This is a genomic window from Acinetobacter sp. MYb10, from assembly GCF_002980175.2.
GTDB classification, from domain to species: Bacteria; Pseudomonadota; Gammaproteobacteria; order Pseudomonadales; family Moraxellaceae; genus Acinetobacter; species Acinetobacter guillouiae.
This window is the reverse complement of sequence record NZ_CP058272.1, coordinates 4,176,042-4,195,648: the sequence shown is the minus strand read 5'-3', so window position 1 is coordinate 4,195,648 and position 19,607 is coordinate 4,176,042. Positions and strand designations below refer to the sequence as shown.

At 39.8% G+C, this 19,607-nt stretch carries 16 protein-coding genes; 10 read left to right on the top strand and 6 right to left on the bottom strand.

Features of this window, described 5'->3' with window-relative positions; genetic code table 11:
• Window positions 1–111: 111 nt before the first annotated feature.
• The 4 genes from CQZ96_RS19535 to rlmE form a co-directional block, all read right to left on the bottom strand.
• Window positions 112–426, bottom strand: coding sequence for a DUF5713 family protein (locus CQZ96_RS19535; protein ID WP_004717317.1), 315 nt, complete (start codon window positions 424–426; stop codon window positions 112–114).
• A gap of 159 nt (window positions 427–585) precedes the next feature.
• On the bottom strand, window positions 586–1,440 hold the full coding sequence (gene folP / locus CQZ96_RS19530; RefSeq protein WP_105713582.1) for a dihydropteroate synthase: 855 nt from the start codon (window positions 1,438–1,440) through the stop codon (window positions 586–588).
• A gap of 131 nt (window positions 1,441–1,571) precedes the next feature.
• On the bottom strand, window positions 1,572–3,461 hold the full coding sequence (gene ftsH, locus CQZ96_RS19525) for an ATP-dependent zinc metalloprotease FtsH (protein ID WP_004823226.1): 1,890 nt from the start codon (window positions 3,459–3,461) through the stop codon (window positions 1,572–1,574).
• A gap of 179 nt (window positions 3,462–3,640) precedes the next feature.
• A complete protein-coding gene (gene rlmE / locus CQZ96_RS19520; protein WP_004717323.1) occupies window positions 3,641–4,291 on the bottom strand; it encodes a 23S rRNA (uridine(2552)-2'-O)-methyltransferase RlmE in 651 nt (216 codons plus the stop codon).
• Between the two features lie 198 nt (window positions 4,292–4,489).
• On the opposite strand from rlmE, the gene yhbY reads away from it, so the two are divergent.
• Together yhbY and CQZ96_RS19510 are read left to right on the top strand one after the other, a co-directional pair.
• Window positions 4,490–4,813 (top strand): ribosome assembly RNA-binding protein YhbY, encoded by a 324-nt coding sequence (gene yhbY, locus CQZ96_RS19515; protein WP_004717326.1) that lies wholly within the window; start codon window positions 4,490–4,492, stop codon window positions 4,811–4,813.
• A gap of 11 nt (window positions 4,814–4,824) precedes the next feature.
• Window positions 4,825–5,364, top strand: a complete 540-nt coding sequence (locus CQZ96_RS19510) for a DOMON-like domain-containing protein (RefSeq protein ID WP_004717328.1) — start codon at window positions 4,825–4,827, stop codon at window positions 5,362–5,364.
• A 113-nt stretch (window positions 5,365–5,477) separates the two neighbouring features.
• Here CQZ96_RS19510 and CQZ96_RS19505 read toward each other — a convergent pair whose 3' ends face one another.
• Window positions 5,478–5,942, bottom strand: a complete 465-nt coding sequence (locus CQZ96_RS19505) for a hypothetical protein (protein WP_004717330.1) — start codon at window positions 5,940–5,942, stop codon at window positions 5,478–5,480.
• A 319-nt stretch (window positions 5,943–6,261) separates the two neighbouring features.
• On the opposite strand from CQZ96_RS19505, the gene carA reads away from it, so the two are divergent.
• From carA to CQZ96_RS19475, 6 genes are all read left to right on the top strand, one after another.
• Entirely contained in the window at window positions 6,262–7,401 is a 1,140-nt protein-coding gene (gene carA, locus CQZ96_RS19500; RefSeq protein WP_105713581.1) for a glutamine-hydrolyzing carbamoyl-phosphate synthase small subunit, read from the top strand.
• Between the two features lie 14 nt (window positions 7,402–7,415).
• Window positions 7,416–10,649, top strand: a complete 3,234-nt coding sequence (carB, locus tag CQZ96_RS19495; RefSeq protein WP_004717334.1) for a carbamoyl-phosphate synthase large subunit — start codon at window positions 7,416–7,418, stop codon at window positions 10,647–10,649.
• 92 nt (window positions 10,650–10,741) lie between these two features.
• On the top strand, window positions 10,742–11,218 hold the full coding sequence (gene greA, locus CQZ96_RS19490) for a transcription elongation factor GreA (protein ID WP_004717337.1): 477 nt from the start codon (window positions 10,742–10,744) through the stop codon (window positions 11,216–11,218).
• Window positions 11,219–11,464: 246 nt separating this feature from the next.
• Window positions 11,465–13,702 carry a TonB-dependent siderophore receptor gene (locus CQZ96_RS19485; protein WP_105713580.1) on the top strand — a complete coding sequence of 746 codons (2,238 nt, stop codon included), beginning with the start codon at window positions 11,465–11,467 and terminating at the stop codon, window positions 13,700–13,702.
• A 482-nt stretch (window positions 13,703–14,184) separates the two neighbouring features.
• Window positions 14,185–15,069, top strand: a complete 885-nt coding sequence (locus CQZ96_RS19480) for a class I SAM-dependent methyltransferase (RefSeq protein WP_105713579.1) — start codon at window positions 14,185–14,187, stop codon at window positions 15,067–15,069.
• A gap of 145 nt (window positions 15,070–15,214) precedes the next feature.
• Entirely contained in the window at window positions 15,215–15,838 is a 624-nt protein-coding gene (locus CQZ96_RS19475) for a CatB-related O-acetyltransferase (RefSeq protein ID WP_105713578.1), read from the top strand.
• An 85-nt stretch (window positions 15,839–15,923) separates the two neighbouring features.
• Here CQZ96_RS19475 and CQZ96_RS19470 read toward each other — a convergent pair whose 3' ends face one another.
• On the bottom strand, window positions 15,924–17,312 hold the full coding sequence (locus CQZ96_RS19470) for an amino acid permease (protein WP_004823234.1): 1,389 nt from the start codon (window positions 17,310–17,312) through the stop codon (window positions 15,924–15,926).
• 353 nt (window positions 17,313–17,665) lie between these two features.
• Between CQZ96_RS19470 and fahA the strand changes: the two genes are divergently transcribed.
• Both fahA and maiA read left to right on the top strand, forming a co-directional pair.
• Window positions 17,666–18,973, top strand: a complete 1,308-nt coding sequence (gene fahA, locus CQZ96_RS19465; protein WP_105713577.1) for a fumarylacetoacetase — start codon at window positions 17,666–17,668, stop codon at window positions 18,971–18,973.
• Window positions 18,960–19,592: a maleylacetoacetate isomerase gene (gene maiA, locus CQZ96_RS19460; protein WP_105713576.1), complete on the top strand. Its 633-nt coding sequence runs from the start codon at window positions 18,960–18,962 to the stop codon at window positions 19,590–19,592. The genes fahA and maiA overlap by 14 nt, the downstream gene beginning before the upstream one ends.
• Window positions 19,593–19,607 lie beyond the last annotated feature (15 nt).

The following is a 19,607-nucleotide window of genomic DNA, read 5'->3' as shown; positions in this document are numbered from 1 at the left end:
TATTTATGTTTTTATCGAAAAAATCAGCTTAATAAGTATCGTAAATAAGTAAGGAATTAAGCTCTCTCCCCTATTTATCTCTAAAAATCGATAGCAAAAAAAGAGAGTGGCTTACCACTCTCTATTTGCAACAAGCTCTTCCATTTCAATATCAAGATACCCTTGGTCTTGTACCACCATCATCATTGCTTCAGCAATATAATCTGCTGCAGTACCATCCAAAGAAGAATCAAGATCCTCAAACTGTGGCTTCATTTCATTAATTTCAGTCACAGTCAGTTTTGCCATAGAATAAATTTCTGCATCACTGAAGCTGGTTTTTGCCACTTTTTTAGCAAAATTTTCAATAAGTTGCTTAACCTCAGCAACTAGAATATCTGGATAATATTCATCATCGAACATTGGGAGAAGTAGATCGTTAAACATTGCAACCTAAAATAAAACAGCAATTCACGCGCTTATATAACACAAACCATACAATTCACCAAATTGATCAGGCAATTTAACTGATTAATTTTTCAGATGTAGATGATCTAAATTTAAAAAAAAGATCAAACAATATTAGAGGCTATTGATCATTCATCATTAAATTGCAGAGCGCATGGCTTGCCATACTTTAATTGCATCCGACATTGCTTTTACATCATGTGCACGTACCATACACGCGCCTTGTTGAATACTGAGCAAGTGTGCAGCAACACTACCTACAGCACGATGATTGGCATCTGCACCATCTAAAGCTTCACCAATGAAGCGCTTACGTGATAAGGCTGATAAAATTGGATAACCCATGTTGTTCAGTTGATAAAACTCATTGAGAAGCTTTAAATTTTGTTGCGCATTTTTAGCAAAACCAAAACCAGGATCTATCATGATATTTTTAGGGTGAATTCCTGCCTGTAGTGCATCATCTACGCGTTGCTGTAATTCAGCAATTACCTCTTGAGTAACATCTTCATACTGGTCAAGATGATTCATTGTGGTTGGCTCGCCTCGCATATGCATAATAATCACAGGGATATTGAGCTCTGCAGCAGTCTCTAAGGCATGTGGACGAGTTAAGGCACGGACATCATTCCAAATATGTGCACCAGCCTTAACCGCCTCACGAATGACTCCGGGCTGTGAGGTATCTATTGAAATAATGACATCCAATTTGGCTAATTCAGCAACCACAGGAACAACACGACGTATTTCTTCGGCAATCTCGACTACAGATGCACCCGGGCGTGTAGATTCACCGCCAACATCAATCACTGTCGCACCATCAGCAATCATTTGCTTGGCATAAGTAACAGCTTGATCTTTTTGATCATGCTTCCCACCATCGCTAAATGAATCAGGAGTGACATTCAAGATACCCATGACATGTGCTTGTGATAAATCCAGACTTAAACGCCCACATTGCAAAATTTGCTTGGGTAGTGGCATCAGTTGCATGTCAATTCTCCGTATTCAATTCAGGCTAGTTTAACAATTCAAATCAATAGCACAGTGATTTTTTTTCGTCTGTGAATTTTTTCGTATAAAAAAAGAGCCTCAATTGAGGCTCTTGTTTATTCACTGACTGATCAGGTCGCTGGTAATGGTGGTGGTGTTGATGGACCATCTGTAGGTGTTACATCAAGCACTGGATTTTCAGCAACATAAACCTTAGGTGGCTGAGGATCACGACCTTCCATGATGTCACGGATTTGATCACGATCAATCGTTTCCCATTCCATCAAGGCTTTTACCATTGCATGTGCAATATCTTTGTTATTTTCAAGAATATCACGCGCAACACGATACTGTTCATCCAAGATACGACGTACTTCTTGGTCAACCTGTTGTTGTGTTGCTTCAGAAATCGTACGGCTACCGACATTTCCGAAGAAACCATTCTGGTTTTCATCTTCATAGACCATCACGCCCATTTTGTCTGACATACCATACTTGGTCACCATCGCACGTGCCATTTTGGTTGCACGTTCAAAGTCGTTAGAAGCACCCGTTGACATTTGATCAATGAAAACTTCTTCTGCAATACGACCACCGAATAAGATTGAAAGTTCATTCAACATCTTAGACTTGTAATGGCTGGTTTGATCATGTTCTGGCAACTGCCAAGTTACACCCAAAGCCCAACCACGTGGCATAATTGTTACTTTATGCACAGGGTCAGTCCCTGGAAGAATTTCTGCAACAATGGCATGACCTGCTTCATGATATGCAGTCGCGCGACGTTCTTCTTCACGGATCACCATCGACTTACGTTCAGGGCCCATGTAGATCTTATCTTTTGCATCTTCAAAGTCATGCATATCGACGGTGTTCTTGTTACGACGAGCAGCAAACAATGCAGCTTCATTCACAAGATTCGCCAATTGCGCACCAGAGAAACCAGGTGTACCACGTGCCAATACTTTAAGATCAACACCTGTTACCGAAGGAAGTTTCTTCAAATGCACTGCTAAGATCTGTTCACGACCTTTAATATCTGGCAGACCCACCATCACTTGACGGTCGAAACGCCCCGGACGAAGTAATGCTTTATCCAGTACATCCGCACGGTTTGTTGCAGCAATGACGATAATCCCTTCATTACCTTCGAAACCATCCATTTCAACAAGCATTTGGTTGAGTGTTTGTTCACGTTCATCATGACCACCACCTGTACCTGAACCACGATGACGACCGACTGCATCAATCTCATCAATAAAGATGATACATGGTGCATGGCGTTTCGCCTGTTCGAACATGTCACGCACTCGAGATGCACCAACACCAACGAACATTTCAACGAAGTCAGAACCTGAAATACTAAAGAATGGAACTTTGGCTTCACCAGCAATCGCTTTCGCAAGTAAAGTTTTACCTGTACCTGGAGGACCAACCATCAATACGCCTTTAGGAATTGTTGCCCCTAAACGTTTGAATTTTGCAGGGTCTTTCAAGAAATCAACGATTTCCACAACTTCTTGTTTTGCTTCATCACAACCAGCTACATCGGTAAAGGTCACTTTGATTTGGTCTTCTGAAAGCATTTTTGCTTTAGATTTACCAAAACTCATTGGACCATTTTTACCGCCTGCACCACCACCCATGTTACGCATAAAGAACATGAACAATAAAATAATTAAAAGCACAGGAAAGCTTGCGATGAGAAGTTGCATCAATAAACCTTGACGTTGAGGTGCAGTACCTTCAACAACAACGTTATTTTTGATGAGTGTAGGCATCAATTCAGGATCTTGAACTGCTGGGCGAATACTTTCAAAGTTCGAACCGTTCTTTTTTTCGCCGCTTATTCTTTCACCATCAATTGTGACTTTACTAATTTGACCAGCATTCACCGCTGTGACGAATTCTGAATAATTCATCGCAGAAGGCTTACTGCGGTCACTGAGATTGCTGAAGATTAAGATCAGCACACCCAGTATGACCAGCCACAATACGGCATTTTTGAAGTAATCGCTCAAAGCTTTATTCCCATATATAACTATTTTGATCAGGCTCAATCTTGCTTGATCGTAACAAAAAGCGAGTAATGAATTTCGCAATAAAGGTTAAAAAGGTACAAAATGCACAATTTTTAACAACTTGGCAAGCATTTGTTGGCAATTCATTACTAAGAATGAACATACCTCAAAAACACCAGCTATTGCGAAACTTTTTTACGGCCCTGTCCAATTAAAAAAACTTCTTTTGAACGTGCACGTGAAGCAGCTGGTTTTGCTGTTTTTAACACATCAAAACTATCCACGACTTGCTTTCGGAACTCATCAAAACCAGTTCCTTGGAAAACTTTAACTAAAAACTGCCCTTTTGGTCCAAGAACCTTGTTGGCAAAATCTAACGCAAGTTCACACAAGTAAATCTGGCGAGGTTGATCTACAGCCCTATTACCTGATGTATTGGGGGCCATATCTGAAATTACAACGTCTACAGTGCGTCCATTTAAAATATTTAACAATTTTTCGAAAACTTCTTCTTCTCTAAAGTCACCTTGTAAGAAAGTAACATCAGGTAAAGCATCCATTTCTAAAATATCTGAAGCAATCACTAAACCTTTATCACCGACCAGTTTACCTGCGATTTGCGACCAACTTCCTGGCGCAGCACCCAAGTCAACCACGGTCATCCCTGGTTTAATCATTTTGTGTTTTTCTTGAATTTCAAGAAGTTTATATGCAGCACGAGCGCGGTAACCTTCTTTTTGTGCTTTTTTCACAAAAGGGTCATCTAAATGCTCTCTCATCCACGCACGACTACTTTTGGATAACTTCTGGTTGGTAATGCGTGTAGCCATAACTCTCTTGATCTAAACCGATAACTAACTTCTGATTGTACGTGAAAAAAATTCTCATTGCAGTATTCATATTGATTTAAATCGACAGATATTGATATGTTTTTTTGAATAAGCTTCATCGATTATTTCTACAGAATTTACAGCGTAGTGATATGGCTTTTGTTATACTAAGTCGTTTCTAAAATTAGGTTATCTTTTATGGCGGCTCTATCTATCCAAGAACGTAAACGTTTACGTCAAATCGGACATGCGTTAAACCCTGTTGTAATGCTTGGCGATAAAGGCTTGACTGAAAGTGTCGTTGAAGAATTAAACCGTGCTTTAAATGATCACGAGTTAATTAAAGTCAAGGTTACAGGTGAAGACCGCGAAGCACGTGCTGCAACGATTACTGAAATTGCCAATGTCACTGGTGCGGAAGTTGTTCAAACAATTGGTAAAATTGCATTGCTTTATAAAAAAGCTGCGAAACAAAATCCAAAATTGTCTAATTTAGTTCGCCACGCTCATCTTTCAAATTAAGATTTATTTTCATGGCAAGTTTCGAACTGAATGCATTTGATCGTCGTTTTCAAAGTATCTCCCTAGTTGGTGCGATTGAACAAATTAGCCCATATACACTCAATGTCGGTTATTGGTTAAGAGATCCCAATCAATTCATAATTTATCCTGAACTGGTTACAGCAAATCCACGTCAGGATTTCCTTTGGGAAAATACCTGTTTTGAGATTTTTATTGGTGTGCAAGGTGAAGATTATTATCGTGAAATTAATCTATCCCCTTCTCAAGCTTGGCAAGCTTACCAATTTGAAGAATATCGTTATCCTGAAAATATGCCGCCAGTCGCTGCTTATGACATTGAATTAAATCAGTTAAAGCGTACGCATTATGGATTAAATGTCAGCATAGATCTTAGCGAGTTCATGCTTGCCAATAAATTAAAATGGTCAGACTTATTTTTAGGTTTAAGCGCTGTTTTAAATACCACGCAAGGTCAACATTTCTTTGCCATGCAACACAGTGGCCAACAGGCCGACTTTCACAATAAACGTGATTGGTTACATACATTTTAAAATACGCTTATGTAAACTGTGATTGAAAATAAAAAAGTGAGGCAACTAGCCTCACTTTTTTATTGCCATTTTTCTTAGAAATGGCTTTCCTCAAAACATAAGCTTTACATATCTTATTGTTTTGTTGTTACTTTATTCCAAACTTCTAAAGTATGATCTTTTGAACGCTTTAAAGTTTCAGTTAACTGTACTTTATGTTTGCTCGAAATTTGTGAAACATCTTCACGAATTTCTTTACCAACTTCAGTTAACTCTTTCACTAAAATGCTTAATTCAGATTTTAAGAAATCAGCCAATTCAACCAAATCTTTTTGTGAAGTTGAAAATTGTGATTTGATCACATCAAGACGTTGCACCAAATCTTGTTTAAAGTTTTGTACTTGATCTTGAACTTGCTCAGTTAATTGCTCTGATTCTGCTTCAAGTTTAGTTTTAGTTTCGGTAACCGCTTCAGCAACTTTCTGCTGCGCTTCTTTACCTAACTTCTCTAAACTTTCTGTAGTTTCAGTTACAACTTCTTTCAAAGCCGCAGTCTCTTTTGTTACTTTATTTGTAACAGTTTCTTTAGATATAGTCATATTGATTCCCCCTGGAATGTGAGTCAATAAGATACATTGAAAGGATAAATTTTAGATTTTGATTTGTCTGACAATATTTAAATACTTACAATTTCAAACAATTCACTTTAAAAGCAGAATTAATGCTAAATAGCAAGGTATTTATCTTAGATTATCCCTCGAAATAAAATAGACTTTCGAGAGGCTCATGCGTATAATGCGCTGTTAAGTTACAAGCGAGCAGACAAGAGGAGGGTAGGATTTAGTAAGCCTTCCTTTTTTTTCGTCTACTCGCTTTTTTACAGCCCTATTTTTGTGGTTTTAGTTCAGGAGCTATGGTTTGAGCACCCCCGCCATTTTAGCCCTTGCTGACGGTACTGTTTTTAAAGGTACATCGATCGGCGCTACGGGAAGTACGACTGGTGAAGTCGTTTTTAACACTGCCATGACTGGTTATCAAGAAATTTTGACCGACCCTAGTTATGCACAGCAACTTGTAACTTTAACTTATCCTCATATCGGTAATACTGGTTGTAATGAAGAAGACGCTGAATCAGGTCGAATTCATAAAGTTTGGGCGAATGGTTTAATCATTCGTGACCTACCGTTATTACACAGCAATTTCCGAGCTACTCAGTCTCTTGGCGAATATTTACAACAACATAATGTCGTTGCCATTGCAGATATCGATACTCGTAAATTGACACGTATTTTACGTGACAAAGGCGCACAAAACGGATGCATTCTTGCCGGCGATAATATTACTGAAGAAGAAGCTATTGCAAAAGCACGTGCCTTTGGTGGTCTAGATGGTTTAGACCTTGCGAAAGAATGTTGTGACCCAGAAGGTTTTGAATGGACCGAAGGCTCATGGACATTGGGCCAAGGCTTTTCTCAACCAGAAGCAAAATTTCATGTTGTTGCATACGATTACGGTGTCAAAACCAACATCTTACGTATGCTTGCAGACCGTGGGTGTAAATTAACTGTTGTTCCTGCACAAACATCTGCTGAAAAAGTATTGGCGTTGAATCCAGATGGCGTATTTTTGTCAAATGGACCTGGCGATCCAGCAGCATGTGATTATGCAATTGCAGCAGTAAAAACCATTGTTGAAACTACAAACCTACCTGTTTTCGGTATTTGTTTGGGTCATCAAATTCTAGCTTTAGCTTCTGGCGCTAGAACTGTGAAAATGCCACATGGTCACCACGGTGCAAACCATCCTGTACAGAACCTTGAAAATGGTACAGTGATGATTACTTCTCAAAACCATGGCTTCGCAGTAGATGCAGAAACTTTGCCTGCAAACCTCAAAGCTACGCATAAATCTTTGTTCGATCAAACCTTACAAGGTATTCATCGTACAGATAAACCTGCGTTTAGCTTCCAAGGTCACCCTGAAGCAAGCCCTGGTCCACATGACTGTGCCCCATTGTTCGATCATTTCATCGAACTTATTGAAGCATCTAAGAAGTAATTAAGGAAGCGATCATGGCTAAACGTACAGACATTAAAAGCATCTTAATTATTGGTGCGGGTCCGATTGTCATCGGGCAAGCATGTGAGTTCGATTACTCAGGTGCGCAAGCATGTAAAGCCCTTCGTGAAGAAGGCTACCGTGTTATTTTGGTGAACTCTAACCCAGCCACCATTATGACTGACCCGACTATGGCAGATGCAACGTATATCGAACCGATTACGTGGCAAACTGTTGCACAAATCATTGAGAAAGAACGCCCAGATGCGGTTCTTCCAACAATGGGTGGTCAAACGGCATTAAACTGTGCATTGGCACTAGATGCCAACGGTATTTTAGAAAAATACAATGTTGAATTGATTGGTGCGACCAAAGAAGCCATCGAAAAAGCGGAAGATCGCAAACTTTTCGATATCGCAATGCGCAAAATTGGTTTGGAATGCCCACGTGCTGATGTTGCAGAAAGCATGGAACATGCGCTTGAAATTCAAGCCCGTTTCGGCTTCCCTGTGATTATCCGCCCATCATTTACGATGGGTGGTTCAGGTGGTGGTATCGCCTATAACAAAGAAGAATTCATTGAAATCTGTGAACGCGGTTTTGATCTTTCTCCAACCAAACAATTATTGATTGATGAATCATTAATTGGCTGGAAAGAATATGAAATGGAAGTTGTTCGTGATAAAAACGACAACTGTATCATTGTATGTACCATTGAAAACTTCGATCCAATGGGTGTGCATACAGGTGACTCCATTACTGTTGCACCTGCACAAACTCTGACAGATAAAGAGTTCCAATTACTGCGTAATGCTTCTTTAGCAGTGCTACGTGAAATTGGTGTAGAGACAGGCGGATCAAACGTTCAGTTCGGTATCAACCCGAAAGATGGCCGTATGGTTGTGATCGAGATGAACCCTCGTGTATCTCGTTCTTCTGCGCTTGCGTCTAAAGCAACAGGTTTCCCTATTGCCAAAATTGCAGCAAAACTTGCAGTGGGTTATACCCTTGATGAATTGAAAAATGACATCACTGGCGGTACAACGCCTGCATCGTTTGAACCTGCAATCGACTATGTCGTAACTAAGATTCCTCGCTTTAACTTCGAGAAATTCCCACAAGCTGATGCAACACTCACAACACAGATGAAATCTGTGGGTGAAGTCATGGCAATTGGTCGTAACTTCCAAGAATCTGTACAAAAGGCACTTCGTGGTCTTGAAGTCGGTGCTTGTGGTTTCGATGAGAAAATTGCGGTGGGTACTGAAGGCGCGAAAGATAAAATCTTGGTAGAGCTTAAAGTGCCAGGCCCTGAGCGTATTTGGTATGTTGCTGACGCATTCCGTCATGGCTTCACATTAGATGAAGTATTTGCTGCAACCAATATCGATCGTTGGTTCTTGATTCAAATCCAAGACATCATTCAGTCTGAAGAACAAATCAAAACTTTAGGTTTTGGTGATTTGAACGCTGACAATATCCGTGCATTTAAACGTAAAGGTTTATCTGATTTACGTATTGCAGACTTGATGGGCATTTCGCAAAAGCAATTCCGTAAGCACCGTTGGAACTTGGGTGTATACCCTGTTTACAAACGTGTAGATACCTGTGCAGCTGAGTTCGAGTCAGATACTGCTTACATGTATTCAACTTATGATGACGAATGTGAAGCGAATCCATCTAACCGTGACAAGATCATGGTAATCGGTGGTGGTCCTAACCGTATTGGTCAAGGGATTGAGTTCGATTATTGCTGCGTTCACGCTGCCCTTGCAATGCGTGAAGATGGTTATGAAACCATTATGGTCAACTGTAACCCTGAAACGGTTTCAACTGACTATGACACATCTGATCGTTTGTACTTCGAGCCGATCACTTTAGAAGATGTTTTAGAAATCGTACGTACAGAAAAACCAAAAGGTATTATCGTACAGTACGGCGGTCAAACACCTTTGAAATTGGCTCGTGCTTTAGAAGAAGCAGGTGCACCAATTATCGGTACGTCTCCAGATGCGATTGACCGTGCAGAAGATCGTGAACGTTTCCAACAGATGATTCAACGTTTGAATCTTCGTCAACCAAGCAACAGCATTGTTAAATCTGCTGAAGAAGGTATGGCTGAAGCATCTAAAGTGGGTTATCCGTTGGTTGTACGTCCATCTTATGTCCTTGGTGGTCGTGCGATGGAAATCGTATACAACGACGACGAACTTAAACGTTACTTGCGTGATGCTGTACAAGCGTCTAACGAAGCACCTGTACTGCTTGACCATTTCCTTGATGATGCAACAGAAGTCGATGTTGACTGTGTATCTGACGGCAAAGATGTGGTGATCGGCGGTATTATGCAGCATATTGAACAAGCAGGTATTCACTCTGGTGACTCAGCATGTTCGATTCCACCTTACTCTCTTTCTCAAGAGATTCAGGATGAAATGCGTCGTCAAACCGTTGCTATGGCGAAAGAGCTTGGTGTGATTGGCTTGATGAACGTACAGTTTGCTGTTAAAGGTAATGACGTTTATATTCTTGAAGTGAATCCACGTGCGTCTCGTACAGTACCGTTCGTTTCTAAATGTATCGGCGAATCATTAGCAAAAGTTGCAGCACGTTGTATGGCGGGTCAATCTTTAGAATCTCAAGGATTCACAAAAGAAATTATCCCAACGCATTTTGCTGTGAAAGAAGCAGTATTCCCGTTCAACAAATTCCCAGGTGTAGACCCGATCCTTGGACCAGAAATGAAATCTACTGGTGAAGTGATGGGTGTTGGTACAACTTTTGGTGAAGCTTTCTATAAAGCTGTGTTAGGCTCTAATGATCGCTTACCGGGTAAACCAACTGAAGGTGAAGTGAAGCACGTATTTATTTCAGTACGTCATTCAGATAAACCTCGTGCCGCGGGTATTGCGAAACAATTGGTTGATTTAGGCTTCAAAATTATCGCAACTGGCGGTACTTATGATGTCATTAAAGAAGCTGGTATTGAATGTGAACGTGTGAATAAAGTAACAGAAGGTCGCCCAAATATTGTCGACCGCTTGAAAAATGGCGAGATTCACCTCATTATCAATACTACAGAAGGTAAACAAGCTCAGCAGGATTCATTCTCAATCCGTCGCTCTGCGCTTCAAGGTAAAGTGTATTACACAACAACCTTGAATGGTGCTGATGCTGTATGCCAAGCTTTAGCAATTAAATTGCCAATGGATGTATATCGCTTGCAAGATTTGCAAACACTAGGTTAATTCGTTTCCGATAAGTCCCGCCATCTTATCGGTGGCGGGCTTTTTTCATTTTATAAACCTGTATTTTTAAAATACTGAACTGAGGGACAACAATGCAACGTTATCCTATGACTCCTGAAGGCAAGGTCGCCTTAGAGAAAGAATTGCAACAGCTAAAATCTGTTGATCGTCCACGTATTATTGCTGCAATTGCAGAAGCACGTGAACATGGGGATTTAAAAGAAAACGCAGAATACCATGCAGCGCGCGAGCAACAAGGTTTTTGTGAAGGTCGTATTCAAGACATCGAAGGTAAACTTGGTGCTTGCCAAGTAATTGATGTTAAAGGACTTGAACAAACAGGTCGTGTGGTTTTTGGTGTGACAGTAACCATTGAGAATTTGGATACTGAAGAAAAGAAAACCTATAAAATTGTAGGTGATGATGAAGCTGACTTTAAGATCAATAAGATCTCAGTGAACTCACCTATTGCGCGTGGTCTTCTTGGTAAGAATGAAGGCGACGAAGCCAAAATCACCACACCACAGGGTGAAGTGGAATATGAAGTGGTGAGTGTGGAATACATCTAATTCACCTGAGTGAATTGCCACGGAACTCTTCATAAATTGAAGAGTTCTTTTGTTTCAAGCATATGATTTATAAATAGAATAAAAATAAATTCAGTAATTAAAGCTCTCCCCCTCTTATTTGAAAACGTATTAAACAACCATTGATCATAAAAACGAAATTTAAGTTAAGAATAATTTGATAATGCTATTGATTATAATTATCATTAACAAAAATAAACATTATGCATATTTAATAGGTATTCCCTTATGCAGCAAGTTGTACGATTCACAAAGCATCCACTCTCCCTTGCCTTACACTTGATGCTAAGAGGTACTAAAATTGCCTTACCCGTATTATTACTCTCGGGGCAAGTTGCTCAGGTCATGGCTGAACCAATTGCATCAAGTCATAAGGATGTCATAAATGAACAAGTAGAAAAAAGCACCTTACCTACCATTACCGTGATCGCCAATGACGATAAATCGACCTCCTATATAACGAAAAAAATAGCAATCGGAAAAACACCACAATCCCTAAAAGAAACACCGCAGTCAGTTTCAGTAGTTACTCGTCAACGTCTAGATGACCAAAATATTTCCACCATTGATAATGCTATGAAATATGTCACTGGCATCACTGTTGCACGCTATGATGCAGCAGGAAATTACAATGATTTTTATGCCCGTGGTTATGGCAGTGATACCTACCAAATGGATGGCACAACCTTAAGAACCGATTCTAATGGGACTTATCTAGATCTGTCTGTATTTGACCGTATCGAAGTATTACGCGGCGCTTCTGGTATGTTCAGTGGCGCAGGTGAACCAGGGGTTTCTATTAACTTAGTGCGAAAACGGGCGCTGGCTGATTTTGCTTTAACAGGTAAAGTAAGTGCAGGTTCATGGGAAAATTATCGTGGCGAGGCTGATATTACAGGGAAGCTCACTCAAGACGGCGCATTATGTGGCAGATTGGTCACTGCAGTACAAGACTACGATACCTTTATGAATGGGATTGATGGTAATAAAAAACTCGTCTACAGCACATTGGAATATGACATTCAGGACAATACCACGCTTTCCCTAGGTGCAACATATCAAGATATTAATACCGTATTGTCACGTGGTTTACCGTATGGTCCTGATGGAAAGCTACTGAATATTTCACGCAAAACCAGCTTTGTACAGGACTGGAATAAGCAGGACTTGACCAATACAGAATTATTTGCAGAACTGGAACACCATCTCAACAATGATGGACTGATTAAAGCCACTGTTCGTCAAAGCATACGTGACAATCATGCTAAATATAGCGACCCATCTCAGCCAGATGCCAATGGAGACATGTCCAAATTTAGCGCACTGGCATTTAAGCGACAAGATAAAGACTTAAGTGCAGACATATTTTTCAATACCCCTTTCCTGTTTGCTGGACAGACCCATAATTTCCTGATCGGGGCAGATTACCTGAAAGGTCATTCCAAAACCAATTATTCATCTTGGGGAACACCGCTCACAGGTACCATCAATATTTATCATGACAACCAACATCAGTTCGCTGAACCTGATTTTGACTACGATACCAATGTGAGCAAAGATGAAATAGAAAACTATGGTATTTATAGTCAACTCAGAATCAAACCCTTTGAGCATTGGACACTGGTCGGAGGTGGTCGTGTCAGCTGGTGGAAATCGATATCAACCACCTTGCGTGATAATGGTGTAGATAGCACCAATCCTGCAGCTAAATATGATGCAAAAGCAGAGTTTACCCCTTATGCCGCAATGCTTTTCGACCTAAATCCGAATCTATCTTTCTACACTAGCTATTCGGAAATCTTTAAACCGCAAAATAACTTTACTTATGATCCTGTGACAGGTGGTAAAGGTAAACAAATTGATCCACGTACAGGCACTCAAATTGAAGCTGGGATGAAAGCGGCTTTCTTCGATGAGCGTTTAAACCTTTCTTCGGCTATCTATCAAATCGAAGATAAAAACCGTGCAATAACCGATCTTTCCGCGCCTGAAGGATATTCCGTAGCAGCAGGTAAAGCGCGTAGCCGTGGTTTTGAGATCGAAGCGAATGGGCAGATTACCGATAATTGGCAAATTACAACGGGCTATAGTTTTAATCAAAACAAATACTTAGAGGAACCGGATCTAGAAGGTCAACCTGTTAGTACATTCACGCCGAAGCATACTTTTAATTTATGGACCACCTATAAGCTGCCTGCATCTTTAGTCGAGGGTGTAAATGTTGGGCTTGGGGTACGAGCAGTAAGTAATTACTACGATGGCTCTGGTGCAGAACGTGTGCAACAAAATGGTTATACTTTGGCTTCTGCAAGTCTAGGCTATCAAATCAACCCACGTTATAAGTTTGCAATTAATGTGGATAACCTATTTGATAAAAAATATTATGAGAAGGTTAACTATTGGATTCGTCAGAATATGTATGGTTCACCACGTAGTGTGACTGCCAGTTTAAGCTTTAAATATTAATTGCTTTAGAAATAGACTCAACCAAGGTGAAGTGGAATACGACATGGTCAATGTTGAATATATTTAACACATACTAGGGCTGATGATTCAGCCCTTTTTATTGGGCTAAATATATAAAACGAATAACATGAAACGAATCACTTTTATATTCAGTCATCAATCATTGACTAAGACTAGCAGACTCAAAATATTTTTTGTCAAAACTCAAGATAAAACAGCCAAAGATAGAAAAATTTAAAAACAGTCAGATCAGAATAATCCTGCACTCACCTAGAAAATAACACTGATCGCATATCCATTTAATCAACATCAAGCATCATCCATACATCGCTCAGATCTTGCGCCCAGCTAAATAAGATGCCTCAGCCATATAGACACCAAGAAAACTAGCAATTATCACCAACTGTTCAAAGTAAATTGCCATTGTTAAATATTCTCTATGCATTACATTGAGGAAAAATTAAAATTCATTGAGGACGAGGATGAAAGCAGGACGAGCAAGTAAAACTGCTGAAGCGGCAGCAGCAATTAGGGCCAATCACCATTTAAATGCCAACGATCCAGTATTCTCTGACCCTTATGCATTTGAAATGACCAATTCACAATGGCGCTTACTTTTAAATAACGCCCTTCTACGTAAAGCGTTAAATTCCAATTTGATGAATCAAACTTTTGGTAAATTGACTGGACAAGTGGTTGGACGTTCTCGCTATACAGAAGATCTTTTAAAGCAAGCGATTGAACATGATCATATTCAACAGTATGTATTGGTTGGCGCTGGTCTAGACTCTTTTGTATTACGCTTGGCCCAGCAATACCCTCAACTCAAAATATTTGAAATTGATCATCCTGATACACAAAGAACCAAATTAGAAAAATTAAAAAAGCTCAGTAATACAGCTGAGCTCCCAAGCAATGTGGAATTTGTAGGGATTGATTTTGAAAAAGAAAAACTGTCTGATGCTTTGGCGCGTAGTGGATTTCAAAGCACCCAAGCCGCATTTTTTTCATGGCTGGGCACAACCCATTATTTAACCCCACAAGCAACCCTAGCAACCTTACACAACATTGCATCCTTTACTGGCAAAAATAGCCAAGTCGTGATGGATTATTCGATTGATTATAAAGCCTTACAGGGTATTGAGCGTTTGGGTAGCTTCGCAGTGTCACAGTTTACTCGTTTCTTAAAAGAGCCTTTGATTGGTGCGTTTGCTTCGCAAGCATTGCATCATGCAGTTGAAATGATGGGTTATCAGGTGGTTGAAGATTTATCAGGTAAAGACATTACCCATCGTTACTTTAACCATCGTGCTGATCATATTCGTCATACCCATGCCACGCATTTGATCCATTTAAAAATAGGTTAATACTTGAATACCAGCCAAGGAATAGCTGAAGAATTGATGTTTAAACCCAATACACTGAATATTTTTTAATTGCTGATCAAGATCTAAGTTCAATCTAAGGTTACAATGCGCGCTCTAGCCTTTGCACTTAAGCTTTTGTACTCCCATGACTGACGCTATTCACTCCCCCGTAAAACACTGGTGCGAATTTGAGTTTATTTCTAAGACTGTGAAAAATCCCAATATTTATATTAAAGGAAATTATTCTTATTATTCGGCATATTGGGATCAGGGGTTTGAACGTTGCGTGGTGCGTTATTTGCATGATAAGCCATCAACTGTAGAGAAACCAATTGACCAGTTATATATTGGTAACTTTGTTTGTTTTGGGGCGGAATGTGTGATCATGATGGGTGGAAATCAATTACATCGCCCTGACTGGATTTCTACATTTCCTTTTGATACCCGTAGCTTTTTACCCGCTGGGGATACGGTGATTGGCGATGGTTGTTGGATTGGCAGTCGTGCCATGATTATGCAAGGGGTAACGCTAGGTGAAGGTGCCATCGTTGCTACAGGTGCAGTCGTCACTCAAGACGTGCCAGCGTATGCAATTGTCGGTGGTGTACCGGCAAAACTCATTAAATATCGGTTTTCTCAGGATCAGATTGAAAAATTACAGTCAGTTAAATTGTATGATTTAGATGAAAAGCAGATTTTAAAAATTCGTGAACAATTACAAGGCGATGATATCAATCAATTGATTGAGTTTTTAAAAGCAGCAGAATAATTTCCTCGGTATAGGTTAATAATCACACAGAAAGCAAAAGGGCTAAATATCAATTTAGCCCTTTTGCAAAGATTAAAATCTTTTGCTATACATCAGAATTTAACACAACATTTTGCTGTGCATTTTTTAACTTTCGTTGTTTCAGATAATAAGCAAGCATCAAACAAAGAATCCATGCTGGAATCATCATTACCGCAATACGCATATTCTCGGTGAATGACATTACCACCAGAATACCCAACATAAAGATAATGCAAAGATAATTACTGAATGGATAAGCAATACTTGGAAACTTGGTGGTCTGCCCTTGTGTTTGCATGGCTTTACGGAACTTTAAATGCGTCCATGAAATAACCACCCAGTTAATCACAATTGCAGCAACCACCAACATCATCAATAAACCAAATGCTTTTTCTGGAAATGCATAATTGAGTAGTACACATAAAACTGTGACAAAAGCTGAAACATAAACCGCATTGGTTGGAATACCACGCTTATTAATATGCTTAAGGAACTTCGGTGCATTACCCTGTTGCGCCAAACCAAGTAACATCCGACTACTACAATAACTGGTCCCGTTATACACCGAAACAGCTGCAGTAAGGATGACAAAATTCAGTAAAGTCGCAACACCATGACTATCCAGTGAAGCAAATACCATTACAAATGGACTACCGCCTTCTGCCATTTGGTTCCATGGAAAAAGTGCAAATAAGATAAACAGTGTTGCAATATAGAAAATCAAAATACGGTAAATAATTTGATTGACTGCTTTAGGCAGAGTTTTATCAGGATCACGCGCTTCTGCTGCGGTAATACCAAATAGCTCAATCCCACCAAAGGCAAAAATAATCACAGCCATTGCCATGACTAAACCTTCCACACCAAATGGGAAAAACCCGCCCAATGCCCAAAGGTTACTAATGCTTGCCTGTGGCCCTGCTGTACCTGTTGCAAGTAAGTAGGAACCAAAGCCGATCATGGCTAAGATTGCCAAAATTTTGACGATAGAGAACCAAAACTCCATTTCGCCAAAAAATTTAACATGCAATAAGTTGATACCGTTGATTAAAACAAAAAACACCAATGCTGAAATCCAAGTCGGAATTTCAGGCCACCAATATTGAATATAAAGACCAATTGCGCTCAGCTCTGCCATACATACCAAAACATTGAGTACCCAATAATTCCAGCCAGACATAAAACCTGCAAATGAGCCCCAGTATTTGTAGGCAAAGTGACTAAATGAACCACTGACGGGTTCTTGCACCACCATTTCACCTAACTGTCGCATCATTAAAAACGCAATAAATCCAGCAATCGCATAACCGAGTATGACTGAAGGACCTGCAAGCTTAATCGATTGCGAAATACCCAGAAACAATCCTGTACCAATAGCACCACCTAGCGCGATAAGCTGGATGTGCCGATTGCTTAAACCATGTTTCAGGTTTCCTTGCTCATGTTTTGACATATGATTATTCTCATCCTTGTCTCGTAATTTTTGTATTCAAAATTACGTATATCATAAGTTAATCAAAAATGCCTATATCTAATCGAAAAATAATTGATTTACTTTTCTCATAACCGCGCATATAAGCAGAAAATTCAACAAATAACAATTATTATGAATTATATAATCAAATTATGTATTGCGTAATCAAATATTTTCAGTATGATAGAAATGATAAGACACTGACAGCTTGCTTGAGTCATTTGAACAAGGCATCTAAATAACTTTATATTTATTTGTTTTTCAAATACTTAGTAAAATATATTAAAGATTTTGATCACCCCTAACAAAATTAAAGACAAGGAAAGCAAATCATGAGCTCACATTTAACTTGTTTTCTTGAAATCGACTCACAATCAGATTTCACAATACATAATTTGCCCTACGGTATTTTTAGTGAAACACCCCAAGGCACAAAACGAGTGGGTGTTGCCATTGGAGATTGGGTCATAGACCTTGCCCACTTAGAGGTACATGGACTATTAGTGATCAATGGACATCAAGATTGTTTTAATCATGCGACTCTGAATAAATTTATAGAAACGGGTAAACACAACTGGCAAAAGGTTCGTACGACATTACAAAGTCTACTCTCTGCTGAAAATCCAATACTTCGTGATGATGTGGTTTTACGCCAAAACGCATTGTTTAAGCAAAATACAGTCACTTTACACTTACCTATTCAAGTCTCTGGCTATACAGATTTCTACTCGTCCAAAGAACATGCTACCAATGTCGGAACCATGTTTAGAGATCCAAAGAATGCATTGCTTCCAAACTGGAGCGAACTTCCTGTGGGATATAATGGTCGTGCCAGCTCTGTGATTGTCAGTGGTAAAGATATTGTTCGCCCTTCTGGCCAAATCAAATTACCAGATCAAGAACGCCCTGTTTTCTCTGCAACACGTAAACTCGATTTTGAATTAGAAACCGCCTTTATCGTTGGTAAAGCGACTGAATTGGGTGAGCCTATCGCGATTGCAGATGCTTGGGAGCATATTTTTGGTATGGTTTTGCTCAATGACTGGTCGGCACGTGATATTCAACAATGGGAATACGTACCATTAGGCCCGTTTAACGCCAAGACTTTTGCAAGTGCAATTTCACCTTGGGTAGTAACCATGCAAGCACTGGAACCATTTAAAGTCAAAGGTCCAGAACAACAGCCTAAACCACTTTGCTATTTAGAAGAAAATATTGCCAACAGCTATGATATTCACCTCAGTATTGAAGTTCAAAGCCCTCAATCAGCACAAGCTGATGTGATTTGCCAGACCAACTTTAAATATATGTATTGGTCAATGGCACAGCAACTCACCCACCACACGATTGCCGGTTGCAATGTCCAAGTCGGTGACTTGATGGGTTCAGGCACAATTTCAGGTCCTACAGAAGATGCTTATGGTAGTTTGCTTGAACTGACATGGAATACCACCAAACCGCTCACCCTCTCGAATGGCGAAAAACGTGGTTTTTTACAAGATGGTGACCGTGTTGTGATGAAAGGCTATTGTGAAAAAGCAGGGATCCGAGTGGGCTTTGGTGAGGTTGCCAATAGCATTTTGCCAGCTCGCCAGTTTAACTTTCATCAAACAGAAGACTTGAGCTATGAAACTGTATAGTTATTTTCGTAGCTCTGCAGCTTATCGGGTTCGAATTGCACTGAACCTCAAACAACTGAGTTATGAAATACAGCCCGTGCATTTGGTCAAGAATGAGCAACTGCTAGAGCGTTACCAAGCACTTAATCCAAGTCAGTGTGTTCCAACTTTAGTGGATGAAGATCAAAGCTTTTTACAGTCACTCAGTATTTTGGAATATCTGGAAGAACGTTATCCAGCAATTTCATTGTTGCCTGACAATATCGTCACGCGCTGTAAAGTACGTGCTTTTGCACAAGCGATCGCCTGCGATATTCATCCGTTAAATAATTTAAGAGTCTTAAAGTATTTACAAAATGATCTCAGTCTCAGTGACGAGCAAAAAAAACACTGGTACCAACACTGGATCATAGCGGGCTTTAACAGCTTAGAAGCCCAACTACAAGATTCAAATGGGCAATTCTGTTTTGGTACACAACCGACATTTGCAGACTGTTGTTTGATTCCTCAAGTCTATAACGCCAAACGCTTTAAAATTGATTTAAGCGCTTTTGCAAAGATTGAGTCGATTAGTCAACACTGTTTAACCCTTCCTGCCTTCTTCAATGCAGCCCCAGAACAACAACCAGATTGGGAATAAAGATAAAGGAGTTTT

Bases quoted from the DNA above. Each gene is read 5' to 3' on its own strand.
- CQZ96_RS19470 (WP_004823234.1), bottom strand. From the start codon at position 17,312: ATGTCAAAACATGAGCAAGGAAACCTGAAACATGGTTTAAGCAATCGG.
- yhbY (WP_004717326.1), top strand. From the start codon at position 4,490: ATGGCGGCTCTATCTATCCAAGAACGTAAACGTTTACGTCAAATCGGA.
- rlmE (WP_004717323.1), bottom strand. From the start codon at position 4,291: ATGGCTACACGCATTACCAACCAGAAGTTATCCAAAAGTAGTCGTGCG.
- CQZ96_RS19505 (WP_004717330.1), bottom strand. From the start codon at position 5,942: ATGACTATATCTAAAGAAACTGTTACAAATAAAGTAACAAAAGAGACT.
- carB (WP_004717334.1), top strand. From the start codon at position 7,416: ATGGCTAAACGTACAGACATTAAAAGCATCTTAATTATTGGTGCGGGT.
- maiA (WP_105713576.1), top strand. From the start codon at position 18,960: ATGAAACTGTATAGTTATTTTCGTAGCTCTGCAGCTTATCGGGTTCGA.
- greA (WP_004717337.1), top strand. From the start codon at position 10,742: ATGCAACGTTATCCTATGACTCCTGAAGGCAAGGTCGCCTTAGAGAAA.
- fahA (WP_105713577.1), top strand. From the start codon at position 17,666: ATGAGCTCACATTTAACTTGTTTTCTTGAAATCGACTCACAATCAGAT.
- CQZ96_RS19480 (WP_105713579.1), top strand. From the start codon at position 14,185: ATGAAAGCAGGACGAGCAAGTAAAACTGCTGAAGCGGCAGCAGCAATT.
- CQZ96_RS19485 (WP_105713580.1), top strand. From the start codon at position 11,465: ATGCAGCAAGTTGTACGATTCACAAAGCATCCACTCTCCCTTGCCTTA.
- CQZ96_RS19510 (WP_004717328.1), top strand. From the start codon at position 4,825: ATGGCAAGTTTCGAACTGAATGCATTTGATCGTCGTTTTCAAAGTATC.
- folP (WP_105713582.1), bottom strand. From the start codon at position 1,440: ATGCAACTGATGCCACTACCCAAGCAAATTTTGCAATGTGGGCGTTTA.
- CQZ96_RS19475 (WP_105713578.1), top strand. From the start codon at position 15,215: ATGACTGACGCTATTCACTCCCCCGTAAAACACTGGTGCGAATTTGAG.
- CQZ96_RS19535 (WP_004717317.1), bottom strand. From the start codon at position 426: ATGTTTAACGATCTACTTCTCCCAATGTTCGATGATGAATATTATCCA.